Below are 26,148 nucleotides of genomic sequence, written 5' to 3'. Positions count from 1 at the left end.
CGAGGGGCCCGCCTCTCGTCACCCATCACGCCTAGACCAATGGCATAACAATAAACGACCCCCGGGATACTTTGACCAAGAAAGAACATGGATCTTCACTCTGAACACAAGGCTTTGATGGCCCCGCTACGAACCGCGATGCGGGACTTTGAGCTGAGCGCAGTTCGGAGCGAAATGCAGGAGATTTTTGCCGATCTCGCGGTCGTGCGTTTGGCGCATCCATTCGGGGAAATGTCGGCGGTCGGTCTAGTGGACACGGCTTACGCGCCTCTTGCCGCCGCAATGCCTGATCTTGAGCGGCGCGACTGGATTGTCATGGCCGGTCAAGATGACCACGGGCAAAATTGGGTCGGATGCGGCGGGCATTATGTCGGAACGTTTGTCGCGCCGTTTCTGGACATTGCCCCAACCGGGCACATCGCCCATATGCGATTTCATGAGTTTTTCCGCTTTGAAGACGGGAAAGTCGTGGAAATGCAGGCGATCTGGGACATTCCCGAACTGATGATGCAGGCAGGCGCTTGGCCAATGGCCCCATCGCTTGGCCGCGAGCTTTTTGTGCCCGGCCCAGCCAGCCAAGACGGATTTGTGCCGGGGCCGTGGAATGCGGAGCGCGCGAAGGTCTCATGTGATCATATCGTTGACATGTTGGCGCATTTGGTCCGACACCCCGCCCAAGGTGGCCCTGAAGTTATGGAGATGGAACGCTTCTGGCATCCGCGCTTTAACTGGTACGGCCCCGCCGGCATCGGCACCTGTCGTGCTGTGTCGGGATTTCGCAATTGGCACCAGATTCCATTCCTCAATGCCATGCCGGATCGAGGCGCTCATGACACGGACTTGACCTTTCATTTCTTTGGCGACGGCGATTACGCCGCCGTCACCGGCTGGCCAAACATGAAACAGACGATCAGCCAAGGCGGTTGGCTGGGCATCGCCCCGTCCGGGCAGGAAATCACCCTGCGATCCTTAGATTTCTGGCGGTTAGAAAAGGGGCTGATCCGAGAAAACTGGGTTCTTGTCGATCTGCTGGACATTTATGCGCAATTGGGTGTCGATGTTCTGGCTCGGATGCGCGAATTCAACAAAGCGCGCCAATTCGGCCCAATTGCTATGCCCGGAGACACTCTATGATCTTGCCCCAAACCCCTTCTTTCCGCCTTGATGGCAAATGCGCGCTGGTGGCTGGGGCCAGTTCGGGCATTGGTTTGGCCTGTGCCGTCGCTTTGGCTGAGGCCGGGGCCCACGTAGCCGTGGCGGCGCGATCCGCTGACAAGTTGGCGGATTTGGTGGGGCAATTGGCCGAACAGGGGCTGAGCGCCGAAGCCATGACGCTGGATGTTTCCGACGTCGCGGCCACGCGCGAGGCCGTCGCCGCGAACGGACCTTTTGATATCTTGCTGAACTCCGCCGGATTGGCCCGGCACACACCCTCCGTTGACACCGAAGAGGCGGATTTTGACGCAGTGGCGGACCTTAACATCAAGGGGGCCTACTTTCTGACCCAAGCCGTGGCGAAGGGGTTGATTGAGGCGGGTAAACCCGGATCGCTGATCAACATTTCCAGCCAGATGGCAAAGGTGGGCGGCATTGACCGCGCGGTTTATTGCGCCACGAAACACGCCGTTGAAGGGTTCACGAAATCCATGGCGATCGAATGGGGCAAACAAGGCATCCGCGTGAACACGATCTGCCCGACCTTTGTCGTGACCCCGCTGACCAAACAAACCTTTGAGCGCCCCGAACGCCGCGCTTGGGTTGAGGACAAAATCAAGCTTGGTCGGGTCGGCGAAGTCGAAGACATCATGGGCGGCGTTGTGTTCCTCGCGTCCGAGGCATCGGCCCTAATCACCGGCACGGCTTTGATGATCGACGGCGGGTGGACCGCAGAATGAGTTCTTTTGTTTCAATAGCATATCAAGAAGACATGCTCGCGAAGGCACTGGCGGCACTAGACGATGATATTCGCTTTGTACGAGTGCGAAAGATTGAAGAACTGGGGCCAATAAATGCAATCAAGGAGATTGGGGCTCATTTCAAAGACGGGAAGTGGTCGGTTACCCCCTTCCCAGGAAGGACCGGTTTTGGTGAGTTGGGCTTGAAGGGCTCAACTGGTGCGGTGAACCACCTGAGGGCTCAACATGGTTGAACGCCCTGTCACCTCTGCAGAAGTTGCCGCACGCGCCGGCGTCAGCCAATCCGCCGTCAGCCGGGTTTTCACACCCGGTGCCTCGGCCTCAAAAGCGACGGTGGACAAGGTGCGCAAGGCGGCCGCCGAGTTGGGCTATCGGCCCAATGTGTTGGCGCGCGCCATGGTATCCGGCAAAAGCCGGATCATCGGGCTGGTGGTGGCCTATCTGGAAAACCACTTTTACCCAGAAGCCTTGGAAAAACTATCCAATGCCTTGCAGGAACGGGGCTATCACGTCTTGATCTTCATGGCGGCGAACACATCGGACAAAATTGACGATGTGGTCGAGGAAATTCTTGATTATCAAGTGGATGGAATTATTGCCGCATCGGTTGCTCTGTCGTCGCAATTGTCTGAACGCTGCCGCGCGGCGGGGATTCCTATGGTGCTGTTCAACCGTTCTCAACCCGGCACTGAGCTAAGCTATGTGACATCGAACAACCGCGCCGGTGGGCGCAAGGTTGCGGAGTACTTGCTCGCTTGCGGACATCAGCGGATCGGACATATTGCCGGTTGGGATGGGGCATCAACACAAGCAGATCGTGAAGCAGGCTTTGTGGCCCGACTTCACGAGGCTGGGCAGGATTTGTTTGCTCGTGCAGGCGGGGATTTTCACGCCGACAAGGCCGCGCAAGCCGCGCGCGACATGTTCGACAAACCCGCCGATCAACGGCCTGATGCCGTGTTTGTCGCCAATGACCATATGGGCTTTGCCGTGATGGATGTGCTGCGGTTTGAACTCGGGTTGAGCGTCCCCGGCGATGTGGCGGTGATCGCCTATGATGATGTCCCCATCGCCAGCTGGCCTGCCTATGACATGACAACCGTGCGCCAGCCCGCCAATCGCATGGTGGCGGAAACGGTGGACATTTTGCTGGCCGAAATTGAAGGCAAGAGCGACGGACCGCGTCAAGTTGAGATCGACGGGCCACTGATCATACGCGGTTCGACCCGCAAAGCTGAAGGATGGAATGAATGAAGGGGTTTGACCCGAAATTCCGCGATTTTCCCGATTACATCATTGGGATCACCCATGAAATTTGGGAAGAGCGCGGCTTTGCGACCTTGCATAACTATTATGCCCCCGAGGTCGTTGTCCGTATGCCCGGCTCGGTTTCATCTGGCAACGAAGGGGTGATTGCCGCAACCATGGCGACCCTGTCGGAGTTCCCGGATCGCACATTATTGGGCGAAGACGTGATATGGTCCGGCACCCCTGAAACCGGCATGCTGTCGAGCCACCGTATCCTATCCACTGCGACCCATCTGGGCGATGGCGTCTTTGGCAAGGCGACCGGGTCCAAGCTGATTTATCGCATTCTAGCCGATTGTCATGCCAAGGATAACGCCATCGACGATGAATGGCTCATTCGTGACAATGGCGCCGTGGTCCGGCAGATGGGCTGGGACCCGCGCGACTTTGCCCGCGACTTGATTGCGCGCGAAGGTGGGGCCGAGGCCTGTGTGAAACCTTTGACCCCGGGCAATGACCCCGAAGGGCCTTACACGGGGTGCGGCAATGACAATGCCTGGGGCCAGCGTCACGCTGACCTGCTGACCCGGATCATGAATGCCGATATGACGGCGATCAAATCCGAATATGACCGCGCGGTTTTGTCGGAATACCCCGGTGGTGCTCAAGGCCATAGCTGGGAGCCGGTGGAACGGTTCTGGATGGGGCTGCGTGCCTCGTTCCCGTCGGCCAAATTCACCATCCATCACCAGATTGGCCGCGACGATCCGAACATGCCGCCACGTTCGGCGGTGCGGTGGAGCCTGCACGGCAAACACGAAGGCTATGGAACATTTGGCGCGCCCACTGGGGCCGAGGTGTACGTCCTGGGGATTTCACAGGCTGAATGGGGCGAGCTGATCGGCGGCGAGATCAAGCTGCGCCGCGACTGGACCCTGTTTGATGAGGTCGCGATCTGGAAACAAATCCTTTTGGCATCTGGTGACATGTAAGTGGTCTTTTGCGGCACATATCGGCTGGATTGGCGCGAAGGGACGCGGCGCTACCATGCGCATCGCGCCTCTTTGCGGGCCCGACGGCTGAACAATCGCCCTCCGGGGATGGTGGGTTGAAAACCCACCCTACCGAAACAAAAGAGGACATTCACTATGAGCACCATCGAGCAACGCATCGTCCGCTATGGCGAGTTGAAACCCTGCAAAACCGCCTTTATTGACGCCCATACGCCGGGCAGCGATCTGAAAGAGAACTTCACCATCATCGGCGGTGGCGTGTCAGAATCCCCCGATCAGCACGTGCATATCTCCGACAAGATCGGCTTTAATATTGGTGCGGCGGGCCAGCCGCCGAAATGCCGCAACAGCCTCCATAGCCACACCACAGCCGAGGTGTTTTTTGTTGCCAAAGGGCGCTGGCGGTTCTTCTGGGGCCTGCACGGCACAGCGGGCGAATTTACCGCCGAAGAGGGTGATATCTTTAACATTCCCACCGGCATCTTTCGCGGCTTTGAAAACATCGGCACCGATTACGGGATGATCATGGCTGTATTGGGTGGTGATGATGCGGGCGGCGGAGTCACCTGGGCCCCGCATGTGATCCAAGACGCGCAGGCGCATGGGCTAATGCTCGGTGAAAACGGCGTGCTTTACGACAGCAAAAAGGGTCAAGAGCTTCCCCACAATGTCGGCCCGATGCCCTTGCTCAGTGAAGAGGAACTGAAGGCCTATCCCGAGGTACCGGTTGATGCCGTCATCGGCACATATGTGGCGCGTTATTGGGACTTGATGGCATTGGGGGCTAACAAACCCGCCGTGGTGATTGGCGAAAACGGTCTGATCAAAGACAAGCCCGGCTTTGAGGTCGATTTCCTGACCCGCGGTTCGGCGGTGACCACGCCGATCAAGGCCGAGAAACCGGTTGTTCTGATGCCCATGCGTGGCCATTGGCGCATTTGCATCAACGATGTCGAGGTGGTGTTGTCCAACGGTGACACAGCGCTTGTGATGCCGGGCGAAACCTACGGTGCGGAACCGTCGATGACCGGTGAAGCCAGCCTTTATCGGATCACCGCCACAGACGACCCAGCCGGAACAACTTGGACTCGATAATCCCAAGACAATCGACCTGCCCGCAACAACCGATGTTTCGGGCAGGCAACACTAAAACAGGAGGAGAACGGTCGTGGTAAAAACAACGCATGTAGGTAGCCTTCCCCGGACGCAGGACGTGGTGGATTTCATCTTTGCCCGCGAAAACGAACAGCCCTTTGATCAGGCTGCATTTGATGCCTGCATGACATCGGCCGTGTCTGAAACGGTGCGCAAGCAAGTAGACGCCGGCGTGGATATCGTCAGCGACGGCGAAACCTCCAAAATCTCTTACGCCACCTATGTCAAAGATCGCTATACCGGGTTTTCTGGCGACAGCCCGCGTAATGCTCCGGCCGACCTCAAGATGTTCCCCGGCTTTTTGCAACGGCTAGCGGATGACGGTGGCACCCCGCAATATGCCCGCCCGATGTGTACCGGCGAGGTGCGCTCAAAAGGGCAAGGTGAGCTAGAGAAAGATATCGCCAATCTCAAGGCTGCCATGGCCGATCATGGCGCTGAGCGCGGTTTTATGAATGCCGCCTCGCCGGGTGTCATCTCTTTGTTTTTGCAGAACGATTTCTACAAAACACGCGAAGCCTATCTTGCCGCGTTGGCCGACGCGATGAAGGCCGAGTACGAAACCATCGTGGCTTCGGGTTTGGATTTGCAACTAGATTGCCCTGACCTCGCCTTGTCGCGTCACATGCTGTTTAGCGACCTCTCGGACAAAGAGTTCGTCAACATCGCCAATATGCACGTCGAGGCGTTAAACCACGCCTTGTCCGACGTTCCAGCCGACAAGGTCCGCGTTCACATCTGTTGGGGCAATTATGAGGGGCCGCATTGCTGCGACATCGGTATGGACAAGGTGTTTTCGACGCTGATGGCCACCAAATCGCGCTATGTGTTGTTCGAAACCTCAAACCCGCGCCACGCCCATGAATGGACGGTGTTTCGCGATCGCCGCGCCGAAATTCCCGACGACAAAGTGCTTGTGCCCGGGGTTGTCGACACGACCACCAACTTTGTTGAACATCCCGAAGTGGTCCGCCAAAGGGTCGAACGGTTCACCGATATCGTTGGCCAAGACCGGGTGATCGCCGGGAGCGATTGCGGCTTTGGCACCTTTGCAGGCTTTGGCGCAGTCGACCCTGAAATCGCCTATGCCAAGCTCTCTGCCTTGTCCACGGGTGCGAAACTGGCGTGACCTCTCAACTGATATATCTGCCGGGCATGATGTGCGACGCCCGCCTGTTCGGGCCGCAAATCGCCGAATTAGGCGGGCTGTCGCATTCCTTTGGCAGTGACGAAGACAAGGTGGAGGACATGGCAAGCCGCCTGCTGCAGACCCCGGGCCAATTGGCTTTGGTCGGGTTGTCGATGGGCGGGATCATCGCCATGGAAATGTTGCGCCAAGCCCCCGACCGCGTAGAACGGATCGCTCTTTTGGACACCAACCCCCTAGCGGAAAAACCCGACATCCAAGCGCGGCGTGCCCCGCAAATGCAAGCGGTCCGCGAAGGTCGGCTCGTCGCGGTCATGCGCGATGAAATGAAGCCCAACTACCTTTCGGATGGCCCGCAAAAGCAAGGCATTTTAGATTTGTGTATGGACATGGCCCTAAATGCCGGAGATCAAGTTTTCCTAAACCAATCCATAGCGTTACGAGACCGCCCCGATCAAACCGAAACTCTGCGACATTTCAAAGGCCCTGCCCTTGTCCTCTGTGGGCGTGACGACACGCTTTGCCCAATTGGCCGACATGAACTTATGCACGATCTCATGCCACAAAGCACATTGGAGATCATCGACGGGGCTGGCCATTTGCCAACTCTGGAACAACCGACACAAACAACAAAAGCGCTGCGCCGCTGGTTGGAGAGCACATGACCCCCACTTTGCTGAACCTGTTGAAACAGGTCGACACGCCCACCGTTTGCAATGCCATCGAAGTGGCCCAAGGCAAACGCGGGTTTAATGCATTCACCCGCGGCACCATGCTATGTTCCGACCCCGACGGCGGCGCAATGGTCGGCTATGCTCGCACTGCAAAGATTGCTGCGCTCAATCCCCCGACCGAAGCACCGGACGTGATCAAAGCCCGTCGGATGGAGTATTATCGGCACATGGCCTCGGGACCTCGGCCAGCGGTAACGGTTGTTGAAGATATGGATTTTCCCGATTGTATTGGTGCCTATTGGGGCGAAATAAACACCACCGTTCACAAGGGTTTTGGCGTTAGTGGCGCGTTGACCAACGGGGTGATGCGCGATCTGGGGGATTTACCCAAAGAGTTTCCGGTCGTGGCCGGATCAATCGGCCCGAGCCATGGTTTCGTTCATGTCCGCGAAGTCGGCACCCCGGTTTCTGTGTTTGGGATGACCGTCAAGGATGGGGACCTCATCCATGCAGATCGCCACGGCGCCCTTGTCATTCCCACTGGTGTCATCCCAAACCTTGAAACCGCCATACGCAAACTGCTCGACACAGAAAAACTGATACTTGAACCCGCACGATCAGGCGGCTTCGATTTCGAGAGCTTTGAGAAAGCATGGGCTGCGTTCGAGGCATCCCGCACCTAAAACGCCGCGCAGGGTATGGTGCAAGCACTGTTCTGAACAGGTTTTGGGCGGTCGCGGGGCGAAGTCATTCGTCATTTGCACCGCATGCCCTCCCCGGCAGGGTCTTGGTAAAGCCCCGCCCCGAGGAGCCGGTCATTTGAGCGGAAAAGATGCTCTGAGGAGCATGGCATTGTACGGAGAACTCATCATCCAACGCCACCCGCGCGTCCAATTTCGGCCCTTTCATCACGCCCCGGCTACAAAATGACTTGAATCTGCAGATTGGCCCCCAATCACGAAGGGGCTTTTCAAATGAATGCCGTCTATGTGGGATGGTTGTGCTTGCTCAAGTTTCACTCGAACAATGTAAATTTGGTCCAGAAAATCCATACACCGAAACCCTGTCTAGAAGGTGCTAGATCTGAAGGCGTTATTCAGTCAATTCGCCCCCTAAAATCGACAACCTAGGGTCTCAGCTCAATCGGGCCAAACCTGTGCAATAGGTTTGAGAGATCAAACCACAGATGGCAAACACAGGGTCAGGCTGGCCCCCGCTTCAACCGGGTCAATACTGAGCGAACCATTGTGACGTTCCGCGACGGACCATGCAATTGCTAGGCCAAGCCCGCTCCCTTCGGAGGGGCCAACCTGCGAAAAACGACGGAAAGCGGCCTCATGCTGGCCCTCTGGAATACCTTTTCCATCATCCAAAACAGTGACTTGGGCACAACCGGTCGCATGCGACAATTGCACTTTGATCGTGCTCATTTTGGGCCCACCATGTTTTAGCGCGTTGTCGATCAGGTTCTTGATCGCTTCGCCGACAAACACCCGGTCACCGTGCACCTCGATAACCCCTTCGGGTGTGTTCATCTCGAAATCGATCCCCTGCAACAACACAATCGGCCCCATGTCTGCACAGGTTTCTTGGACCAGACGACAGAGGTCAAAGACTTCAAACGACGCAGTGCGAACCGGTTGTTGCAACCGATCAAGCGACAGCAGCTGATCCGCCACCCGAGCCGAGTTTCGCGCCGCCACAACAAGTTTTGCAATCCTTTGGTTGCGATCCTCCTCACTGGGCGCGTCTTTGACCGCCTCGGCCATCGACTGAACCGCGGCCGCCGGATTTCGCAACTGATGTGCTGCGTTTGAGATAAAGGATTGATGTGCGGTGATGCTGGTTTCGACTTGGCCAAACAGCCGATTGAGGGTGCGAACAATCCCTTGCGCCTCTACCGGAACGGCGCGCTTGATTTGGCTCAAGTCATCGGGGGAGCGCGCTGCGATGGCGTCTTGCAAAGACAATAGCGGACGCAGGCCACGCGCAACTCCGAACCAGACGACCAAGGCGAGGGTCAGCAACAGCACGCCCATGATCGCCGCTGCGCGCACCGCCAACTGGTTGGAAAACGCGCGCCGATCCGCCAGTCTTTGCCAGACTGTGACGGTGGCGTCGCCGGTCAGGTTGTCGATCGACATCCGTTCCGTCACCCGAAGCACAAGAACCTGTTCGTCACGATAAGTGGCCTGAAACAAGACCGGTGTGTAGGGGTCGTCAACTTGGTCGCCAGCTTCTGTTGGCGGATAAGCATATCCGGTGACATAAATCCCGCCCGGACCTGTGGCGTGATAGAACACTTCACCGCCTGAGGCATCGCGGATCAAGTCGCGTGTCAAGGGCTGCAACGCGTCGCCGCCCGACACCGCCACGTCGCGTGAAACCGCCAAAGCAGCGGCCAGAAGGGTGCGGTCAAACAACTCCTCAGCGGTGCGTTCGGCGACGCTAAAACGCCAATACCCTAGCAACATCGCCATTAGGACCAGCGGTACCAAAATCAGCACAAACAACCGAAGACGCAAGGAAGCGGCTCTTCGCATTATCCTTTAACCTCAAGCATATATCCAAGTCCGCGTGCGGTTTTGATCGACACACCATGATCGGCCAAACGGCGGCGCAAGCGGGACACATGTGGTTCCACCGCCGTATCGTCAACATCGGCGCCGGTTCCGTAAACGTGGTCTGTCAGCTGCGATTTGGGAACAATGCGGCCGCGCCGTTCCAATAGGCATTCAAGCACCGCCAATTCACGGCGTGGAATGTCCAGAGCGGTGCCTCGCGCCATGACCTGCCGCGTGGCGCGGTCAAACTCTAACGCTCCAAAACTTTCGCGGGCACCATAGTCCAAATCCTTGCGCCGGGACAGCGCACGAATACGCGCTTCCAACTCGTCCATCTCGAACGGCTTCACCAGATAGTCGTCAGCCCCCATATCCAACCCGGCAACACGGTCGCTGGTATCGCTGCGGGCGGTCAACAAAATCACCGGCGAGCCATCGCCCCGAGCCCGAATACCGCGCAAAACCTCAAGCCCACTGCGCCCTGGTAGGTTGATATCCAGCACCACAAGATCGGCACCATCTCGGGCCAGAAACGCGTCGGCCTCGTCGCCGTCATGCAGCACGTCCGCCGCATGCCCACGGTCGCGCAGGCGATAGGCGATGGCGTTTGCCAACGTCTCATTGTCTTCGATGACCGCAATGCGCATATTCGCTCCCGCAAGCTTGGTGCAAGGTTGGCCTTTCATGATCAGCAGATCGAGGGGGGGAATCAATCCCCGATTTGAATTGCAATCATGATGGCGTGGAGGATGCCCTTGTGATTGTCTGGTCACCAGGGAGGATCTAATGACCGTATCCAATTTCTCACGCCGTGCCGTGATAGGGCTGCTTACTGCCGCTGGTCTGGCGGCGCCCGCTGCTGCTGATGTTGATTTCACCGGCAAAACCATCGAATGGGTCATCCCATTTTCGGAAACTGGCGGATCGGCCAAATGGGCCAACTTCTTTGCACCGTTGTTGGCAAATGAATTGCCCGGCACCCCAACAGTTGTTGTGAAATTCATGCCCGGTGCAGGGTCAACCAAAGGGGCCAACTGGTTCCAGGAACAGGACGAAGGTGACGGCACTTTGTTGTTCGGGTCGTCCGGGTCGACCCAATTCCCGTATCTGTTGGGCGATCCCCGCGTGCGGTATGAATATAACGACTGGAACGCCGTGATGGCATCCGGCACCGGCGGGGTCGCCTATCTGAATGCCGAGGATGGCGCAAAATTTGACGGCTCTGCCAATGGGTTGAAGGACATCGATTTCATCTATGGCTCGCAAGGGGCCACCCGTCTGGACCTTGTGCCGCTTTTGGCATGGGAAATGTTGGGCATGAATGTCGAGCCGGTCTTTGGCATCAAGGGTCGCGGCGATGGCCGTCTGATGTTTGAGCGTGGCGAAGCGACGATCGACTATCAAACCACCTCGGGCTACTTGGGCGGCTCGACAGCGCTGGTTACGGACGGCAAAGCCGTGCCGATGATGACTTGGGGCGCATTGGACGCCGACGGCAACATCGTGCGCGATCCGACCTTCCCCGACATCGCGACCTTCAAGGAAGTCTGCGAAGCCACCGAGGGTTGCGAAACCTCGGGCGAGGCATGGGACGCATGGAAAGCCTTCTTTGTCGCCGGTTTCCCGGTCCAGAAACTGGCCTTTCTGCCTGCTGGCACGTCGCAAGACGTGATCGACACCTATACGGCGGCCTTCAACGCCGTGGTGGCCCGCAGCGATTTCGCTGAAATCTCGTCCAAGCGGGTTGGTGAATATCCTGTCTTTACCGGAGCTAGTGCACAGACTGCTTTGGGCACGGCCACCAACGTGCCGGACGAGGCGAAAGCCTTTGTCGTCAATTGGCTGAAAGAAGCCTACGGCGTTGAGCTGAACTAAGCTCATTCTAGGCGGGCTGGCCTATGGGTCGCCCGCCCCTTTTTTCCTGACATTCCTAAAGAAAGGCGGCTCCAATGGAGACTTTCGCCACAGCCCTTCCTGCGCTCAGTGATGCGTGGGCCCTGATCCTGCAACCTGTTGTTCTCGGATACCTGGTTCTTGGTGTCGTTATGGGACTGGCCGTGGGGGTTTTCCCCGGCCTTGGTGGCATCGCAGGTCTTTCCTTGTTGCTGCCTTTCATGTTCGGAATGGACCCGATCCTAGGGCTTGCCCTAATGATCGGTATGGTCGCGGTGGTGCCAACGTCAGACACCTTCGCCTCTGTGTTGATGGGCATACCGGGATCGTCTGCGTCACAGGCCACGGTCCTTGACGGCTTCCCGATGGCTAAAAAGGGCGAAGCTGCCCGCGCGCTATCGGCCGCGTTTGCATCGTCGCTGTTTGGCGGGCTGGTCGGTGCGAGTTTTCTGACCGTCTTTATCTTGATTGCGCGCCCTATCGTGTTGGCATTCGGCCTTCCCGAGATGTTGATGATCACCATTCTTGGCCTGTCGATGGTCGCGGTCTTGGCCGGGCGCATCCCTCTCAAAGGGTTGGCAGCCGCCGGTCTGGGCCTGATGATTGGCACGATTGGCGAGGCCGACGCAGGCGGCAGTCTGCGCATGGCCAGCTATGACATTCCCTATCTGACCGATGGGCTAAAGCTGGTGATCGTTGGTTTGGGCATCTTTGCGATCCCTGAAATCGTATCATTGCTGCGCCAAGATCGCTCCATTGCCAAGGGCGCAAGTCTTGGTGGTGGCTGGATGGATGGCGTCAAAGATTGGTTCGCCAATATCTGGCTGTCGGTGCGCTGTTCGATCATCGGTGTTGTAGTCGGCGTGATCCCCGGCCTTGGTGGGTCGGTCGTTGACTGGATCGCATACGGCCACGCAGTCCAAACCACCAAAGACAAATCAAACTTCGGCAAAGGCGAAGTGCGCGGTGTGATCGGGCCGGAAAGCTCGAACAATGCGAAAGAAGGCGGCGGACTGGTCCCCACTCTGCTGTTTGGCATCCCCGGATCGGGCTCCATGGCGATCTTTATTGGCGCTGTTGCCCTGTTGGGATCGGGTGAGATCGAAGTCGGCCCCTCCATGTTGAAGAACAACCTCGATATTACATATTCCATCGTCTGGTTGCTCGCGCTGGCCAACGTTGTCGGCACGGTGCTTTGCATCGCGGCAAGCGGTGGCATCGCCAAGCTGACCACCATCCGTTTCACCTATCTCGCGCCGTTCCTGTTCATGCTGATCAGCTTTGCGGCCTTCCAATCGGGCCAGAACTTCGAAGACCTTCTTGCCCTATTCACCATTGGCCTGATCGGCATTTTCCTGCGTCGTTTCGACTGGTCGCGGCCTGCCTTCCTCATCGGGTTTGTGCTGTCTAACCCGGTTGAAAAATTCACCAATCAGGCCTTCCAGATCGCCTCCTTCCGCTTCCGCAAAGGCTTTGAAGAAGGCATGGACTATGTGTTTAGCCCGATCGTCATCGTGTTGATCATCATCACCGTGGTGTCGGTGGTCCTCGGCATTCGTCAGGCCAAGTCGATCATGGCCGAGGGGGACGTCCAGTCCGGCTCCAAACGCGCGCCGATGGTCTTCCTGCTGGTTATCGCGGGCTATCTGACCTTTGCGCTGATCAACGCAAACATGATCCCCGATTACAACATGACCGACAAGATCATCCCGCTGGTCATCGGGGGCTTCTCGCTGGCCTGCTGTCTGATCCTAATGGTGCAGATGATGCGCCGCCCCGAAGGCGACAGCATCTTTGCCGACAAAGAAGTTGCGGGCGAGGACGCCGATGCGCCATTCGGTCTTTGGAGCACGCTGGCATGGTTTGGCGGGTTGATCGTGGCCACATGGTTTGTTGGCTTCATTCTGGCGCTGATTGGGTTCCTCATTAGCTTCTTCCGGGTCCGCGCCGGGGCCAGCTGGGGCATGACCCTTGTCCTAACCGCCTGCGGCATCGGTTTCATGTGTTTGATGGCCGGTGCGTTGAACCGCGATTTCCCTCCGGGGCTTTTGCAGGGGGCGGTTGATCTACCGTGGCCACTGAAATGACCCAGACTGGCATCCCCTACCTGTTCATGCGTGGCGGCACCTCACGCGGTCCCTATTTCCGGCGCGATGATCTTCCCAAAAATCTGGACACGCTCGCCGACGTGCTGATTGCGGCCGTAGGCTCGGGGCATCCGCTTAACATCGACGGGATCGGTGGGGGCACCGCGGTTACTACCAAGGTCGCCATGCTATCTGAAAGCGCGGATGACTGGGCGCAGATCGACTATTTCTTTGCGCAAGTTTCGGTCGAGGACAAGCTAGTCGATTTCGGCCCGACCTGCGGCAACATCCTGTCGGGCGTTGGCCCTGCTGCCATCGAAATGGGGATGATCCAGCCAGTCGGAGACGAGACAGAAGTCCGCATTCGCGCCGTCAATACCGGGGCGCATGTGGTTGCAAAGATCCAGACCCCCGGAGGGCGGCTCACCTACGAAGGCGACACTGAAATCGCTGGTGCACCGGGAAGCGCAGCACCGGTGGAACTGTCCTTTATGGGGGTGGTTGGCTCTTCCACGGGCGCGTTCTTACCCACCGGTCAACTGCGCGATACCATCAACGGGGTCGACGTGACGTGCATGGATGTCGCTATGCCTATTGCCATCGCGCGGGCCGAGGATTTCGGCCTGACAGGGTATGAAAGCGCCGCTGACCTGGACGCCAACACCGACTTTTTCGACCGGATGGAGCCCATTCGTCGACAGGCCGGACAACGAATGGGCATGGGAGACGTGACAAATTCGGTGACGCCCAAGTTCGGTCTACTGGCTCCGCCCCGCAACAACGGCACCATCGCCGCACGCTATTTCATGCCCTGGAACACGCACCCCACGATGGCGGTCACCGGCGCACAATGTCTTGCGGCCTGCGCGCTGACACCCGGCACCATCGCCGATGGCATGCTGACCCGGCCAACCACCAGCCCCGCAAAGGTCGTGCTGGAACATGCCTCGGGTACGATCGACGTTCTGGTCGATTTCTCGTCCGAAGACGGGTTCACGCTAAAGGCCGCTGGTCTGGTGCGCACGGCCCGTAAACTTGTCGATGGCCGCGTTTATGTACCCAGCCGCATCTGGCCGGGAAAGGAGACTTCCGAATGAGCATCCACAACATCCTTGTTGCCTTTAATGGCACCGAAAGCGCCGTGTCCGCGTTGAAATATACGGCCTCGCTGGCGCGCGGGGGCGCACATGTCACGGCGCTTCTGGCCCATTCCACCCATGAGGTGGTGAACAGCCATGCGGCATGGGTTCCGTCCAAGGCGCGTGAGATCATCGCCCAGGCCAATGCCGACATTTTGAGTGAGATCGAAAGCCGGTTTGAAACCCTTCGTGACGGGTTGGCGTTGGGCGACAGGTTACATTTTCAACGGGTTGCTGGACGGGTCGATGCGGTCTTGTCCGACTGCGCACGGGGCTATGACCTTTTGGTGGTTGGTCAGGACCATGGCGAGGGCGTCGATGAACACGTGACGATCCACCCAGACCGCATTGCCCTCATGAGCGGGCGTCCGGTATTGATTGTGCCGCGAGGCCATGATGCCGAAGCAAGCCACAACCACGCAGCACTGGCTTGGGATGGAGGCCGCGCCTCGGCGCGTGCCCTGTCCGATGCTCTCGGTCTGCTTGAGGACAAGGGCCGGGTCACGGTTCTCACCGTTGGCAACGACGCCACTCCGCGCCCTGTGTCCGAATTGATGGATCACCTCGACCGGCACGGCGTCGCCGCAACCCACGAAGCCATCGCCGCCGTACCGGGTGTCGCCCGCGCCCTCATTGCGTGGTGTCGCGAAACCGACCCCTGTTTATTGGTTATGGGGGCCTACGAACATTCGAAATTCCGCGAAGATTTTTTGGGCGGCGTCACCGCCCGCGTTCTACGCGATACACCCATTCCCGTGCTCTTGTCACATTGAGGACCCCACTATGACATCCCAAGAAGCCAGCAAATTGATTGCCTCGGCCATCGAAACCCTAAAAATGGTGCGAGACGAGTTAGGGACGCAGCTGTGTAGAGGTGGCGCACAGCTTGATTTGAAAAACCCGGAAACGCGCCGGATGTCAGACCTGCACGACCGTGCAGCAAGGACGCTTGCGGCCTATCGCAAGGAAACCTGATTGGTGCGTGTGCATATCCTCGACGACTGGTTCGACACGTTGCGAACTTTGCCGTGCTTTGACACGCTTGCCGGTCAGGACGTCACGGTTTGGACCGATCATGTCGAAGATCTTGACCTTCTGGCCGAACGACTACGTGAGGCCGAGGCCGTGGTTCTGTTTCGTGAGCGCACCAAAGTCACCCCAGCCCTCTTGGCGCGTTTGCCAAACCTGCGCCTGATAAGCCAACGCGGCGTGTACCCGCATGTCGACGTGTCGGCCTGTACCGACCACCACGTGCTGCTGTGTTCAAGAGTGCCTGCTGGCACGCCTTCTTATGCAGCTGCGGAATTGACTTGGGCGCTAATCATGGCCGGGATGCGGGATCTTCCCGCGCAAATGGCATCCACCAAGGCCGGAACGTGGCAAGCGGGCGTTGGTAAGACCTTGCGCGGACGGACCATCGGGCTCTTTGGCTATGGCCGTATTGCGCGGACCGTCGCAACCTATGCAGAGGCCTTTGGGATGAATGTCGTCTGGTGGTCATCTGATGTAGGGCGTGCGCGTGCCAAAGCGGATGGCGCACGTGTTGCCGAAAGCCGCGACGCCTTCTTTGCCCAAAGCGATGTCGTGTCGCTCCACGTCCGTTTGAAGCCAGCCACCAAAGGGATCATCACCGCTGCTGATCTGGCCGCTATGAGGCCCGGGTCCTTGTTCGTGAACACATCGCGCGCCGGTCTGATCGCACCAAACGCACTGTTAAGCGCCCTAAACAACGGACGCCCGGGAAAGGCTGCGATTGACGTCTTTGACAAGGAACCTTTGACTGATCCGGCTGACCCATTGTTGGCGCATCCCAACCTAATTGCCACGCCGCATATCGGCTTTGTCACCGAGGATGAGTTCGATCTGCAATTCTCGGATATCTTCGACCAAGTTGTTGCCTTTGACCAAGGGCGTCCCATCCACATGATCAACCCCGAGATTTGGGGTTAGACCGCCCGGCGTATCGCGTCCTTCATGGCCTTGACGGCGGGGGCATCTGTTTGACCCAAGCGCGACAACACCCCAACCGGGCGCGCGATGTCCGGCGCGGACAAAGCACAGGTCGCGACATTTGCCACGCCGATCGCCGACCTAGGTACCAAGGCGACCCCAGTGCCATCCGCCACAAGCTCCAACGCCGTGGTGGACCGTCCGACCTCATAGGTCCAGTTCAACGCCAGTCGCGCCCGCGCCATCGCTTCGTCGATCAACAATCGGTTGCCAGTGCCCCGCGCAGGGAGGATCAGCGGTGTGTCTCCCCAATTGCCCCAACCAACGGTATCGCGCACAGCCAGATCATGGCCAATGGGGACCGCTAGAATAATCTGATCATCGAACAACGGTTCGAACTCTGTCGTCGGTTCCAACATCGGGATCGAACAGATCCCGAAATCTGCGTCCCCTGCGGCCACGGCCTCGGCGACCTCATTCGCAGAACCGTCCAAAAGACGTATGCGCGCGCTGTGCCCGCCAGAACGCAAGGCGCGGATCGCCGGCGAAACAAGACGTGCAACAACTGTGGGGATCGTTGCCACTGTGACCACCGCCCCACGTTGATGGGCAAAGGCCACGCTTTCGTCGCGCATAGCGGTGGCGGTTTCCTGTGCGTCGGCCAATATCGCCTCGGCCCGCGCTTGCAGCCGCTTGGCCGCAAGGGTCGGTTTAACGGCCCGTGTTGTGCGTTCAAAAAGCACGCTACCCAGCGCTGCCTCGAGTTTTTGCACCCGGCGGGTCACGGCGGATTGAGAGAGGTTCAAGCGCTCGGCAGCCACATGAAAAGACCCGGTGTCTTTCACTGCCAGAAACGCTTCTAGGTCATTGAAATCGAAATTAATGCGCATTCCGCATCAATTCCATAAAAACCATCATTGGTCAAATTAAACAGGCCGCGATAGCACGGGGCGACAAAGGAAACCCAATGACCAAATCCTATGACATAGTCGTGATTGGTGGTGGCAACGCCGCCCTGTGCGCCGCGATGACCGCCGCCGAAGCCGGAGCCAAGGTCTTGATCCTTGAAACCGCACCCAAAGAATATCGCGGTGGCAATTCGCGCCACACCCGCAACTTTCGCTGCATGCATACTGGGCCTTTGGGTCCGCTGGTGGATGACTATAGCGAAGACGAGTATTTCGCCGACCTCATGAAAGTCACGGGTGGCAAGACCGACGAACACCTGGCACGACTGGCCATTCGCACCAGCGAAGATTGCCTACCTTGGATGCAGGCGCATGGGGTGCGTTTCCAGCCATCTTTGTCCGGCACCTTGTCATTGGCCCGCACCAATGCGTTCTTCATGGGCGGTGGTAAAAGCCTAGTAAATGCCTATTACCGCACGGCCCAAGGGCTCGGTGTTGATGTGCTCTATGAGGCCGCCGTGACCCATCTGGAACTGGAAGCCGACCGCATAACGCGGGTGGAATATACTCACGCCGGGCAAAACCACAGCATGTCCCCGAAATCCGTGATTGTCGCCTCTGGAGGCTTTCAGGCCGACACCGATTGGCTGACCCGCGCCTGGGGGCCAGCGGCTCAGAATTTCCTGATCCGCGGCACGCCGTACAACCGTGGCGTGGTTCTGGCGGACCTATTGGAGCAAGGTGTTCAATCGGTTGGTGACGCCGACCAATGCCACGCGGTTGCCATCGACGGGCGCGCGCCGAAATTCGACGGTGGCATCGTAACCCGTCTGGATTGCGTACCATTTTCCATCGTCGTGAACAAAAACGCCGAGAGGTTCTATGACGAGGGAGAGGATGTTTGGCCCAAGCGCTACGCGATCTGGGGCCGTCTTGTGGCCGCCCAACCCGATCAGGTCGGCTATGTCATCATCGACGCCAAGTCGCTTGACCTGTTTATGCCGTCGGTGTTTCCGCCGCTAAAAGCCGACACGCTTGAGGAACTGGCCGCGCAATTGGATCTCCCCGCATCCGCGTTGTGCGACACAGTGGATCAGTTCAACGCCGCATGCGGGGACACCACGAATTTTCACCCAACCGAGTTAGACAATGTCGCGACAACCGGCATCACCCCGGCGAAAACCAATTGGGCCCGCCCGATTAGCGAACCGCCGTTTTATGGGTATTCGCTGCGAACCGGTGTGACCTTTACCTATCTCGGCCTAAAGGTCGATGAGAACGCACAATGTTCAACCCAGAACGGCCCGATCGCCAATCTTTGGGCGGCGGGGGAAACCATGGCCGGGTCGATCCTGGGCCAAGGGTATCTGGCTGGGTTCGGCATGACCATCGGCACTGTTTTTGGACGTATCGCAGGTCGGGAGGCCGCCGCTTATGCAAACTGATCTGCTCACCGAAGCCCGTCGTCAGGCCGAGATATGCAACGCCTGCCGCTATTGCGAAGGCTATTGTTCGGTCTTTCCGTCCATGCATGCGGGCCGCGCATTTTCCGATGGCGACCTGACCCAATTGGCGAACCTGTGCCACAATTGCCGCGGCTGCTACTACGCCTGCCAATACACTGCACCGCATGAATTCGATCTGAACCTTCCCAAAGCGCTCTCTGAAGTGCGGCGTGACAGTTGGGAAAGCTTTGCCTGGCCACAACCGCTTGCCCGCAAGTTCCATAGCCACGGCGGCGCAATCGCCTTGGCTTTGGTGCTTGGCCTTGCCCTGCTTTTCCTAGCCATTCGCGCAATTGGGTCGGCCGGCGGCGCAGGTTTTTACGCCGTTCTCTCCCACAACGCCATGGTCGCGATCTTTCTGCCCGCCTTTGTCTTGCCGCTTGTAAGCCTCGCGATAAGCCTGCGCCGCTATTGGCGGTCGGTTGGGGGAACCCATTTGCGCCTAGCCAACATCACCCACGCCGTTGGTATGGCCGCCAAGATGAAAGATCTGGCCGCCGGTCATGGTGATGGCTGCAATTTCGAAGATGAAGACCGCTTTTCCCACGCCCGCCGCTTTGCACATCAGGCGATCATGTATGGGTTTCTGCTCTGCTTTGCTGCGACCAGCGCGGGCACGGTGATGCATTATCTGTTCAACATGCCCGCACCCTATCCGTTTTGGTCCCTGCCAAAACTTTTGGGCACCAGCGGAGGCTTGCTTCTCACTCTCGGCTGCGGATGGATGATGGTCTTAAAACTGCGCGCCGACCGCCATATTGGGGATATCGGCGCTTGGAGCGGAGACCTCGGATTCATCGCCCTGCTGGGGTTTTCTGGGCTGAGCGGCCTTGCACTCTATGCGTTTGGGGACACCCAAGCCATGCCGACGATGCTAGCCCTGCATCTGGGTGCAGTCCTGACCTTTTTCTTGCTGACCCCCTTCACCAAAATGGCGCATGGGTTTTTCCGCTTGGCTGCATTGATACGAGACGCACAAAGGTCAATTGATGGGAATCCTTAGGACAATCCCTAGTTTTGTTGAAGTGACCGGCCTTACTTGCGTTTCTTTTGGCGGCCGAACCTGAACCCGGCGTACTGCCCCCGCAATTGAAATGCCTTGGGCGCGCGACATTTAACTCTGGCGCGGCCTCTTTCAAATATCATCCGATGTTTGTCGTTTTCTCGTTATTCTATGGTCTACCTAGTGGGGTATTCCTATCCCACTAGGTAGACCACTTTCAGGGGCTTTCCAAAGGTGACCCACTAGACAAGCAACCTTTTTTGGCTGCCATCTCTTTACATTGCAGCGCCATTCGGGACGACGTTGAGCGCTTAGCAATGCGGGGCTTCACACCCGTCACAGGACCGATCAACACAGGCTCCAAGTGGACTTCCAGTGGAGCCTCGAAACACATGTAACTCGGCTTCCCGATGGCGAACGGCAGCCCAAAAGCACCCGCTCTAAGGAATCAAATCAACATCTAAATCTGTGTATTAAAACTCTCTTAGGTGTGGATTTATATCAACCGAAACGAAGGGGTGGCACCCTTTTGCAATTGTTCTGAAACGCAAACTCATGGCCCGAGAAACCGCCAAAAAGTAAAATTGAGAAAATTCAAATTTGGACAAGTACCATTTCTTCAACAAATTCATTTAGCCAAATTGCGACCGAAAAGTAATTTGACGTATTTGTTTGGAGAAAAAATGAAATTTCGCACGCACATTTTGGTCATGATGGTATTGCCATTTTGCGCCCTGACCGCGCTCGGATTCTTGAGGGCCAATGAAAACTGGCACCGCTTGGGAAGCGCCGAACTTGCTCAATCCGAAGTTGCGGTGTCTCTTGGGCTGGTTACGCTTATTCATGATCTTCAAGTAGAGCGGGGGCAATCGGCAGTCTTCTTATCTTCTGGGGGCACTTCTGGTCGTACTGGACTTGCGAAAGCCCGAGACGAAGTTGACCTAGCATTCTTGGATGTTCCGAGTAGTGAAGCTGAGCTGATGGCACTCCTTGATAACTTGCAGGCAACAAGAACAGCAGTCTCTAATCAATCTTTGAACGTTCCGGAAATGGCGACGTTTTACACCGATGCCATTCAAGGCATTCTAGGCGCGGTCAGTCAGAAGTTGATTATCCAAAATAATATTCAACTTTCTCAGATCGGCAATGGCATGGTGTCCTTGATGTATGCCAAAGAAGCCGCCGGTTTGCAGCGGGCAGCCGGCGCGACCGGGTTCGGTGGACAGATCTTCACCTTGGATATCTACAAGAAATTCGCTGAAAAAGGCGCTAAAGAAGCTCAGCTTCTCGCAGTCGCTCAATTGACGTTAAAGACTTTCTTTCCCGATCTTGAACTAACCAATAGTTCCGTTGTCACCGGTTTGGACGAAGTACGAACAGACATTTTGAATGCGGGACCAGAAGGGCCGCTTCCCAACTTGACCGCGAATGAGTGGTTTTCGCTGTCAACGCTTTGGATTAGCCACCTTCACGATGTAGAAGTCGAAATCACCGATAGGCTAAGTGCAATAGCGTTACAAGAGGCGAGCGCCGCCAAGCAAACCCTGTTGATCACGCTCGCATGTGTCCTGATTTCACTACTTGGAAGCGTCTTCATGGGTGCGCGGCTCGTTAGGATTTTAACGCACGAATTCGCCGAAGTTCAAAGTGACCTAGATAGGTTGTCTCGCAAAGATTTCGATTTCAAGCCGAGCAGCCTCGACGCGAAAAACGAGATCGGGCAACTCAGCCGTTCCATGGAAAAAACGCGGATCGCATTGCAAGACTCAGAAGACAAACTGGTTCAGCTTGAGAAAAGCCGGATTGCCGACCGAGGTTCTGTGGTTGCAACCATTGAATCCCATCTCGAGCGTTTGGCGGATCGAAATCTTGATTGTGAAATCCACGAAGAATTCCCTGCGGAGTTTGAAACTCTACGGCTAAGTTTCAATGCCACTGTTCATACCTTAAAAACGACCATTTCAGATGTTGCAAATGTTGCCAAAGGCATCGCTTCAAGCGCATCTGAGGTTCATCAAGCCGCAAACGAAATGTCGCGCCGCACGGAAAGCCAGGCCGCCACACTTGAACAAGCTGCGGCAGCCTTGGAACAACAAACCGCTTCGGTTCGGTCGGCCGCTGCTGGGGCGGCGAACGTCGATCAAACAGTGGATAAGGCCCGAATTGAGGCGACCAAAAGCGAAACTGTCGTGAACAACGCCGTCACCGCAATGGAGCAGATCGAGTCGACATCCGACGAGATTGCAAAAATTACCAATGTGATCGATGACATTGCATTTCAAACCAACTTATTGGCCCTAAACGCGGGGGTAGAAGCTGCCCGTGCTGGCCCCGCTGGCAAAGGGTTTGCAGTCGTTGCCGTTGAGGTGCAGGGGTTGGCGCAGCGGTCCGCCGAAGCCGCAACAGGGATCAAAGATTTGATTACTGAAAGCACGGCCGAAGTCCTTAGGGGCTCCCAACTTGTCAGTGAAGCCGGTCTGGCTCTCAATTCTATTGTCTCCCAGGTCAACGAGATTTCCGACCTGATTGGAGGAATAGCAAGAAGCGCTGCGGAGCAATCAACCAGCCTGTCTGAAATCAACACAGGTGTGACTCATATGGACTCCGTTACTCAGAAAAACGCAGCTATGGCCGAACAATCCACCGCTTTGGGGCAGCTCTTGAATTCTGAGGCGATAAAACTGAGGGAGCTTATGGACCGTTTCCAAGTGGGAGTGGAAGCTCAGCATTTCCAGACAAACCAATTTAGCAAAACGTCAATCCAGGGCTAAGGGAAAAGCCAGAAACCAGAGCAAGGTTTCAGTTCAGACAAGGGACCTGAAACTTTGCTCCGCTTAGGTTGCAATTGGTTTGGTTTCATAAAGTCGCCGACCGTCAAGGGCTTCTGTTGAAACCACGAGTGCGTGCATCGCATCTGTCGCAAAGTGGAGTGGAGTGGAGTGGAGTGGAATATGTGAACTGAACGCCGTGAGCGACCGCAACCGGAGAAGCCCAGGCCACATGCCGCACCAGAAACCTCAAACGAAGTCAGGCCCTTGCATTGCCCAACAGGCAATTGCGCAAGCGCAATATCCCCTGAGGCGCGCCACGGCCAATTAACTCGCGGAGGTGCAAGGTCGCGGGCTTTCAATGGACACACAACACCGAAGCGCCAACCATGAGAAACAGAGGAATGACCCTGATACAGAAATTGAACTTAACCTAGCTTCCACTGCTGCCCCCCTGCAAAGAATAGGGGTGAACGGAGGCACTGCATTGCCCTCAAAGCGGCCAGTCGCACCGAACCACTGCAATGTGGTTAGGCCAATGGCCTCGACGAAAGTGCGGCGAAATCCAACATTCGGCTCATATCGCTCGCTGCCAGATACCTAGCGGTAGTGACTGTTGAAGGAGCAACAACGAAAACCTGTCCTGACGCGGCCAATGTCACGAAAACGCGCCAGCATTTCACCACGCGCCAAGGCCAAACGGCCGCCACCTTCACCTTAGCCAAGATGCCTGTCAGGCAAACTCATCTGGCACAAGACCCTTTGGGACATTCTGAAAACAAACTGGCCGCAAAAAACGGCGGATGGCGAGGGTGCCAACAGAGGTCGCGCCAAAGTTGGTGGATGCGGGATAAGGACCTCCGTGAACCATAGCATCGCTCACTTCAACTCCGGTTGGAAATCCGTTGGTCATGATGCGGCCAGCCTTTCGTTCAAGAACAGGCATCAACGTTTGAGCTAAGCCAAAATCGCCGCCCTCCATGTGTAGTGTACAGGTCAGTTGCCCTTCAAGGGACTTGGCAATTTTGATCATTTCGTCCTCATCACCGGCGCGGACAACGACCCCAAGAGGACCGAAAACCTCTTCTCCGAGCGATCTATTCTTCAACCATTGAGCGCCAGTGCTGGTAAACAAATTGGGGGTTCCTGTGCGTTGCTCGCAGGATGATGAGAAGAGGTTTTCAACTCCGGATGTGGCCACGATGCGGTCGCGGCCATCTCGGTAGGCTTGGGCGATACCGTCTGTCAGCATGGTTTGAGGTGCGATTGTCGCAACCGCCTCGACCGCGGCTATTTCGAATGCATCGGCATCTGGCCCATCGATCATGACGACAACGCCAGGGTTGGTGCAAAACTGGCCCGCGCCCATTGTCAGCGACGCCACCCAGCCAGAGGCGATGTCTCCACCGCGTGCTTTCAACGCTTCGGGCAACAAGAACATCGGATTGACGCTTCCTAACTCGCCAAAGAAAGGGATCGGGATAGGACGTCTCGCGCAGAGATCAAACAAAGCTCGCCCGCCACCAAGAGACCCTGTAAAGCCGACCGCATTGATCATAGGATGCTGTACAAGCGCCTGCCCCAATTCACGCGTATCACCTTGCAAGAAACTGAACGTGCCCGGCGCTACATCACACTTGGAGATTGCGGCATGAATGGCCTCGGCGATTATTTCACCAGTGCCGGGATGGGCCGGATGCCCCTTGACAACCACTGGACAGCCCGCCGCCAAGGCCGAGGCCGTGTCACCGCCAGCTGTTGAAAAGGCCAGCGGGAAATTCGACGCGCCAAAAACCGCAACAGGGCCGATTGGCCGTTGCAAAGTTTTGAGGTCAGGTCGCGGCAATGGGGTCCTATCAGGCAGTGCCACGTCGTGGCGCACATCAAGGTATTCGCCCTTCAAGATATGGTCCGCGAATAATCGCAACTGGCCTGTGGTGCGGCCTCTTTCGCCTTGAAGCCGCGCCTCGGGAAGACCGCTTTCTTGGGTGCCAATGGCGGTAATGTCATCTGCGCGAGCGTCAATTTCCTCTGCAATAACGTTTAAAAATGCGGCGCGGTCGGTGCGGGTGGAATAGCCATAGGTCCAAAAGGCCTCTTCTGCTGCAACACAGGCCCGATCCACATCAGCAGGCGTTGATATGCCAAAGCGATGGGTACCGCCAAAGGCAGGTGTCGATGCAAAGCTGGTGTCGCTAGCCACCCACTGTCCCGCGATCAAGTGTTTTCCGTGGGGTTGAAATGCCATTGTCAGAATTCCTTATTTGCCCCAACGCAGCGCAATGAGATCAAGCTCTCCGGCAAGCTGCAATAATCGGGATGTGGTGCGTTCCGACAAGGGTTTTAGCGGATGGCGCACGTGGTCCGATCCAATCACGCCGCCCGCCATCATCACTGTCTTAGTCGCTCGCAAACCGCATTGGCGGTTTTCGTGATTGATCAACGGCAGGCAAATTTTCCATTGCTCAAGTGCCCCGTCATGATCGCCCGCCAAATAGCGCGTGACGATGGGCCGGATCAATTCCGGTTGCAGGGCCGACGTCATCGTGCCGGTCGCACCCGCGTCAAGATCAGCCAACAAGGTCACGGCCTCTTCCCCGTCAAACGGCCCGACGATATCCGCCCCGCCTGCCTCAATCAAAGCGGCAAGTTTATCCGCCGCGAAGGGCGTCTCCATTTTGAAGTAGCTGACATTCTCAATTTCACGCGCCATTTTGACCAACAAAGGCACGCTTAGCGTGACACCGGACAAGGGCGCGTCCTGCACCATGATCGGTATAGAGATCGCGTCTGAGACTGCTTGAAAGTGCTCAAGAAGCCCCGCCTCACCCGGCACCAACCCAACGCCGTGATAGGGCGGCATCATCATAATCATCGACGCGCCCATGGCCTCAGCTTCGACCGCGCGTGCCACGGCAATCTGCGTGGAAAAGTGGCTGGTGGTCACAATCACAGGAACCCGACCTGATACATGTTCAAGGCTGATACGGGTCAGAGTGGCGCGTTCCGCATCGGATAACACAAACTGTTCCGAGTAGTTTGCCAAAATGCAGATCGCGTCTACCCCTTGATCAATCATGCAGTCCAGCACGCGGCGCATACCGTCTTCGTCAACGCGCCCATCGCCATGGAATGGTGTTGGGGCAACCGGCAAGATACCTGTCAAAGGATGTTGCAT

The 26,148-nt window shown here is 57.1% G+C and carries 23 protein-coding genes; 18 read left to right on the top strand and 5 right to left on the bottom strand.

Features of this window, described 5'->3' with window-relative positions; genetic code table 11:
• Positions 1–87 precede the first annotated feature (87 nt).
• The 9 genes from Q1A43_RS03225 to Q1A43_RS03185 all read left to right on the top strand — a co-directional run bounded on the left by Q1A43_RS03225 (position 88) and on the right by Q1A43_RS03185 (position 7,836).
• Entirely contained in the window at positions 88–1,134 is a 1,047-nt protein-coding gene (locus Q1A43_RS03225; protein WP_299932443.1) for an ester cyclase, read from the top strand.
• A complete protein-coding gene (locus tag Q1A43_RS03220; RefSeq protein ID WP_299932441.1) occupies positions 1,131–1,895 on the top strand; it encodes an SDR family oxidoreductase in 765 nt (254 codons plus the stop codon). Before Q1A43_RS03225 ends, Q1A43_RS03220 begins: the two co-directional genes overlap by 4 nt.
• Positions 1,892–2,149: a hypothetical protein gene (locus Q1A43_RS03215; RefSeq protein ID WP_299932438.1), complete on the top strand. Its 258-nt coding sequence runs from the start codon at positions 1,892–1,894 to the stop codon at positions 2,147–2,149. The genes Q1A43_RS03220 and Q1A43_RS03215 overlap by 4 nt, the downstream gene beginning before the upstream one ends.
• A complete protein-coding gene (locus Q1A43_RS03210; RefSeq protein ID WP_299928618.1) occupies positions 2,142–3,170 on the top strand; it encodes a LacI family DNA-binding transcriptional regulator in 1,029 nt (342 codons plus the stop codon). The genes Q1A43_RS03215 and Q1A43_RS03210 overlap by 8 nt, the downstream gene beginning before the upstream one ends.
• On the top strand, positions 3,167–4,156 hold the full coding sequence (locus Q1A43_RS03205; protein WP_299928621.1) for an ester cyclase: 990 nt from the start codon (positions 3,167–3,169) through the stop codon (positions 4,154–4,156). Before Q1A43_RS03210 ends, Q1A43_RS03205 begins: the two co-directional genes overlap by 4 nt.
• A 156-nt stretch (positions 4,157–4,312) precedes the next feature.
• On the top strand, positions 4,313–5,272 hold the full coding sequence (locus Q1A43_RS03200) for a cupin (protein ID WP_299932435.1): 960 nt from the start codon (positions 4,313–4,315) through the stop codon (positions 5,270–5,272).
• A gap of 73 nt (positions 5,273–5,345) precedes the next feature.
• Entirely contained in the window at positions 5,346–6,461 is a 1,116-nt protein-coding gene (locus tag Q1A43_RS03195; protein ID WP_299932432.1) for a cobalamin-independent methionine synthase II family protein, read from the top strand.
• A 29-nt stretch (positions 6,462–6,490) separates the two neighbouring features.
• Positions 6,491–7,144 carry an alpha/beta hydrolase gene (locus Q1A43_RS03190; protein ID WP_299932555.1) on the top strand — a complete coding sequence of 218 codons (654 nt, stop codon included), beginning with the start codon at positions 6,491–6,493 and terminating at the stop codon, positions 7,142–7,144.
• Entirely contained in the window at positions 7,141–7,836 is a 696-nt protein-coding gene (locus Q1A43_RS03185; protein WP_299932429.1) for an RraA family protein, read from the top strand. Before Q1A43_RS03190 ends, Q1A43_RS03185 begins: the two co-directional genes overlap by 4 nt.
• 492 nt (positions 7,837–8,328) lie before the next feature.
• Here the strand turns inward: Q1A43_RS03185 and Q1A43_RS03180 are convergent, their stop codons facing one another.
• Entirely contained in the window at positions 8,329–9,696 is a 1,368-nt protein-coding gene (locus Q1A43_RS03180; protein ID WP_299932426.1) for a sensor histidine kinase, read from the bottom strand.
• A complete protein-coding gene (locus tag Q1A43_RS03175; protein WP_299932424.1) occupies positions 9,696–10,364 on the bottom strand; it encodes a response regulator transcription factor in 669 nt (222 codons plus the stop codon). The genes Q1A43_RS03180 and Q1A43_RS03175 overlap by 1 nt, the downstream gene beginning before the upstream one ends.
• A gap of 139 nt (positions 10,365–10,503) precedes the next feature.
• On the opposite strand from Q1A43_RS03175, the gene Q1A43_RS03170 reads away from it, so the two are divergent.
• The 6 genes from Q1A43_RS03170 (at position 10,504) to Q1A43_RS03145 (ending at position 16,786) form a co-directional block, all read left to right on the top strand.
• Positions 10,504–11,592 (top strand): tricarboxylate transporter, encoded by a 1,089-nt coding sequence (locus tag Q1A43_RS03170; protein WP_299928639.1) that lies wholly within the window; start codon positions 10,504–10,506, stop codon positions 11,590–11,592.
• Between the two features lie 74 nt (positions 11,593–11,666).
• Entirely contained in the window at positions 11,667–13,697 is a 2,031-nt protein-coding gene (locus tag Q1A43_RS03165; protein WP_299932421.1) for a tripartite tricarboxylate transporter permease, read from the top strand.
• On the top strand, positions 13,694–14,794 hold the full coding sequence (locus Q1A43_RS03160) for a 4-oxalomesaconate tautomerase (RefSeq protein WP_299932418.1): 1,101 nt from the start codon (positions 13,694–13,696) through the stop codon (positions 14,792–14,794). Before Q1A43_RS03165 ends, Q1A43_RS03160 begins: the two co-directional genes overlap by 4 nt.
• Positions 14,791–15,609, top strand: a complete 819-nt coding sequence (locus Q1A43_RS03155; protein ID WP_299932415.1) for a universal stress protein — start codon at positions 14,791–14,793, stop codon at positions 15,607–15,609. Before Q1A43_RS03160 ends, Q1A43_RS03155 begins: the two co-directional genes overlap by 4 nt.
• 10 nt (positions 15,610–15,619) lie before the next feature.
• A complete protein-coding gene (locus tag Q1A43_RS03150) occupies positions 15,620–15,811 on the top strand; it encodes a hypothetical protein (protein ID WP_299932412.1) in 192 nt (63 codons plus the stop codon).
• Between the two features lie 3 nt (positions 15,812–15,814).
• Positions 15,815–16,786 carry a D-2-hydroxyacid dehydrogenase family protein gene (locus tag Q1A43_RS03145; protein ID WP_299932551.1) on the top strand — a complete coding sequence of 324 codons (972 nt, stop codon included), beginning with the start codon at positions 15,815–15,817 and terminating at the stop codon, positions 16,784–16,786.
• Here the strand turns inward: Q1A43_RS03145 and Q1A43_RS03140 are convergent.
• Positions 16,783–17,676 carry a LysR family transcriptional regulator gene (locus Q1A43_RS03140; RefSeq protein WP_299928654.1) on the bottom strand — a complete coding sequence of 298 codons (894 nt, stop codon included), beginning with the start codon at positions 17,674–17,676 and terminating at the stop codon, positions 16,783–16,785. The two genes, Q1A43_RS03145 and Q1A43_RS03140, sit on opposite strands and share 4 nt — an antisense overlap.
• A gap of 77 nt (positions 17,677–17,753) precedes the next feature.
• Between Q1A43_RS03140 and tcuA the strand changes: the two genes are divergently transcribed.
• The 3 genes from tcuA to Q1A43_RS03125 all read left to right on the top strand — a co-directional run bounded on the left by tcuA (position 17,754) and on the right by Q1A43_RS03125 (position 22,973).
• On the top strand, positions 17,754–19,139 hold the full coding sequence (gene tcuA / locus Q1A43_RS03135) for an FAD-dependent tricarballylate dehydrogenase TcuA (protein WP_299932409.1): 1,386 nt from the start codon (positions 17,754–17,756) through the stop codon (positions 19,137–19,139).
• On the top strand, positions 19,129–20,202 hold the full coding sequence (tcuB, locus tag Q1A43_RS03130; protein ID WP_299932407.1) for a tricarballylate utilization 4Fe-4S protein TcuB: 1,074 nt from the start codon (positions 19,129–19,131) through the stop codon (positions 20,200–20,202). Before tcuA ends, tcuB begins: the two co-directional genes overlap by 11 nt.
• A 683-nt stretch (positions 20,203–20,885) precedes the next feature.
• Entirely contained in the window at positions 20,886–22,973 is a 2,088-nt protein-coding gene (locus Q1A43_RS03125) for a methyl-accepting chemotaxis protein (RefSeq protein ID WP_299932405.1), read from the top strand.
• 730 nt (positions 22,974–23,703) lie between these two features.
• Here the strand turns inward: Q1A43_RS03125 and Q1A43_RS03120 are convergent.
• Together Q1A43_RS03120 and Q1A43_RS03115 are read right to left on the bottom strand one after the other, a co-directional pair.
• Positions 23,704–25,218 carry an aldehyde dehydrogenase (NADP(+)) gene (locus tag Q1A43_RS03120; RefSeq protein WP_299932404.1) on the bottom strand — a complete coding sequence of 505 codons (1,515 nt, stop codon included), beginning with the start codon at positions 25,216–25,218 and terminating at the stop codon, positions 23,704–23,706.
• A 12-nt stretch (positions 25,219–25,230) separates the two neighbouring features.
• Positions 25,231–26,148 (bottom strand): dihydrodipicolinate synthase family protein, encoded by a 918-nt coding sequence (locus Q1A43_RS03115; protein ID WP_299932402.1) that lies wholly within the window; start codon positions 26,146–26,148, stop codon positions 25,231–25,233.

The organism is uncultured Pelagimonas sp., from assembly GCF_947498515.1.
Taxonomy (GTDB): domain Bacteria; phylum Pseudomonadota; class Alphaproteobacteria; order Rhodobacterales; family Rhodobacteraceae; genus Pelagimonas.
This window is presented reverse-complemented; position numbering and strand designations above follow the sequence as displayed.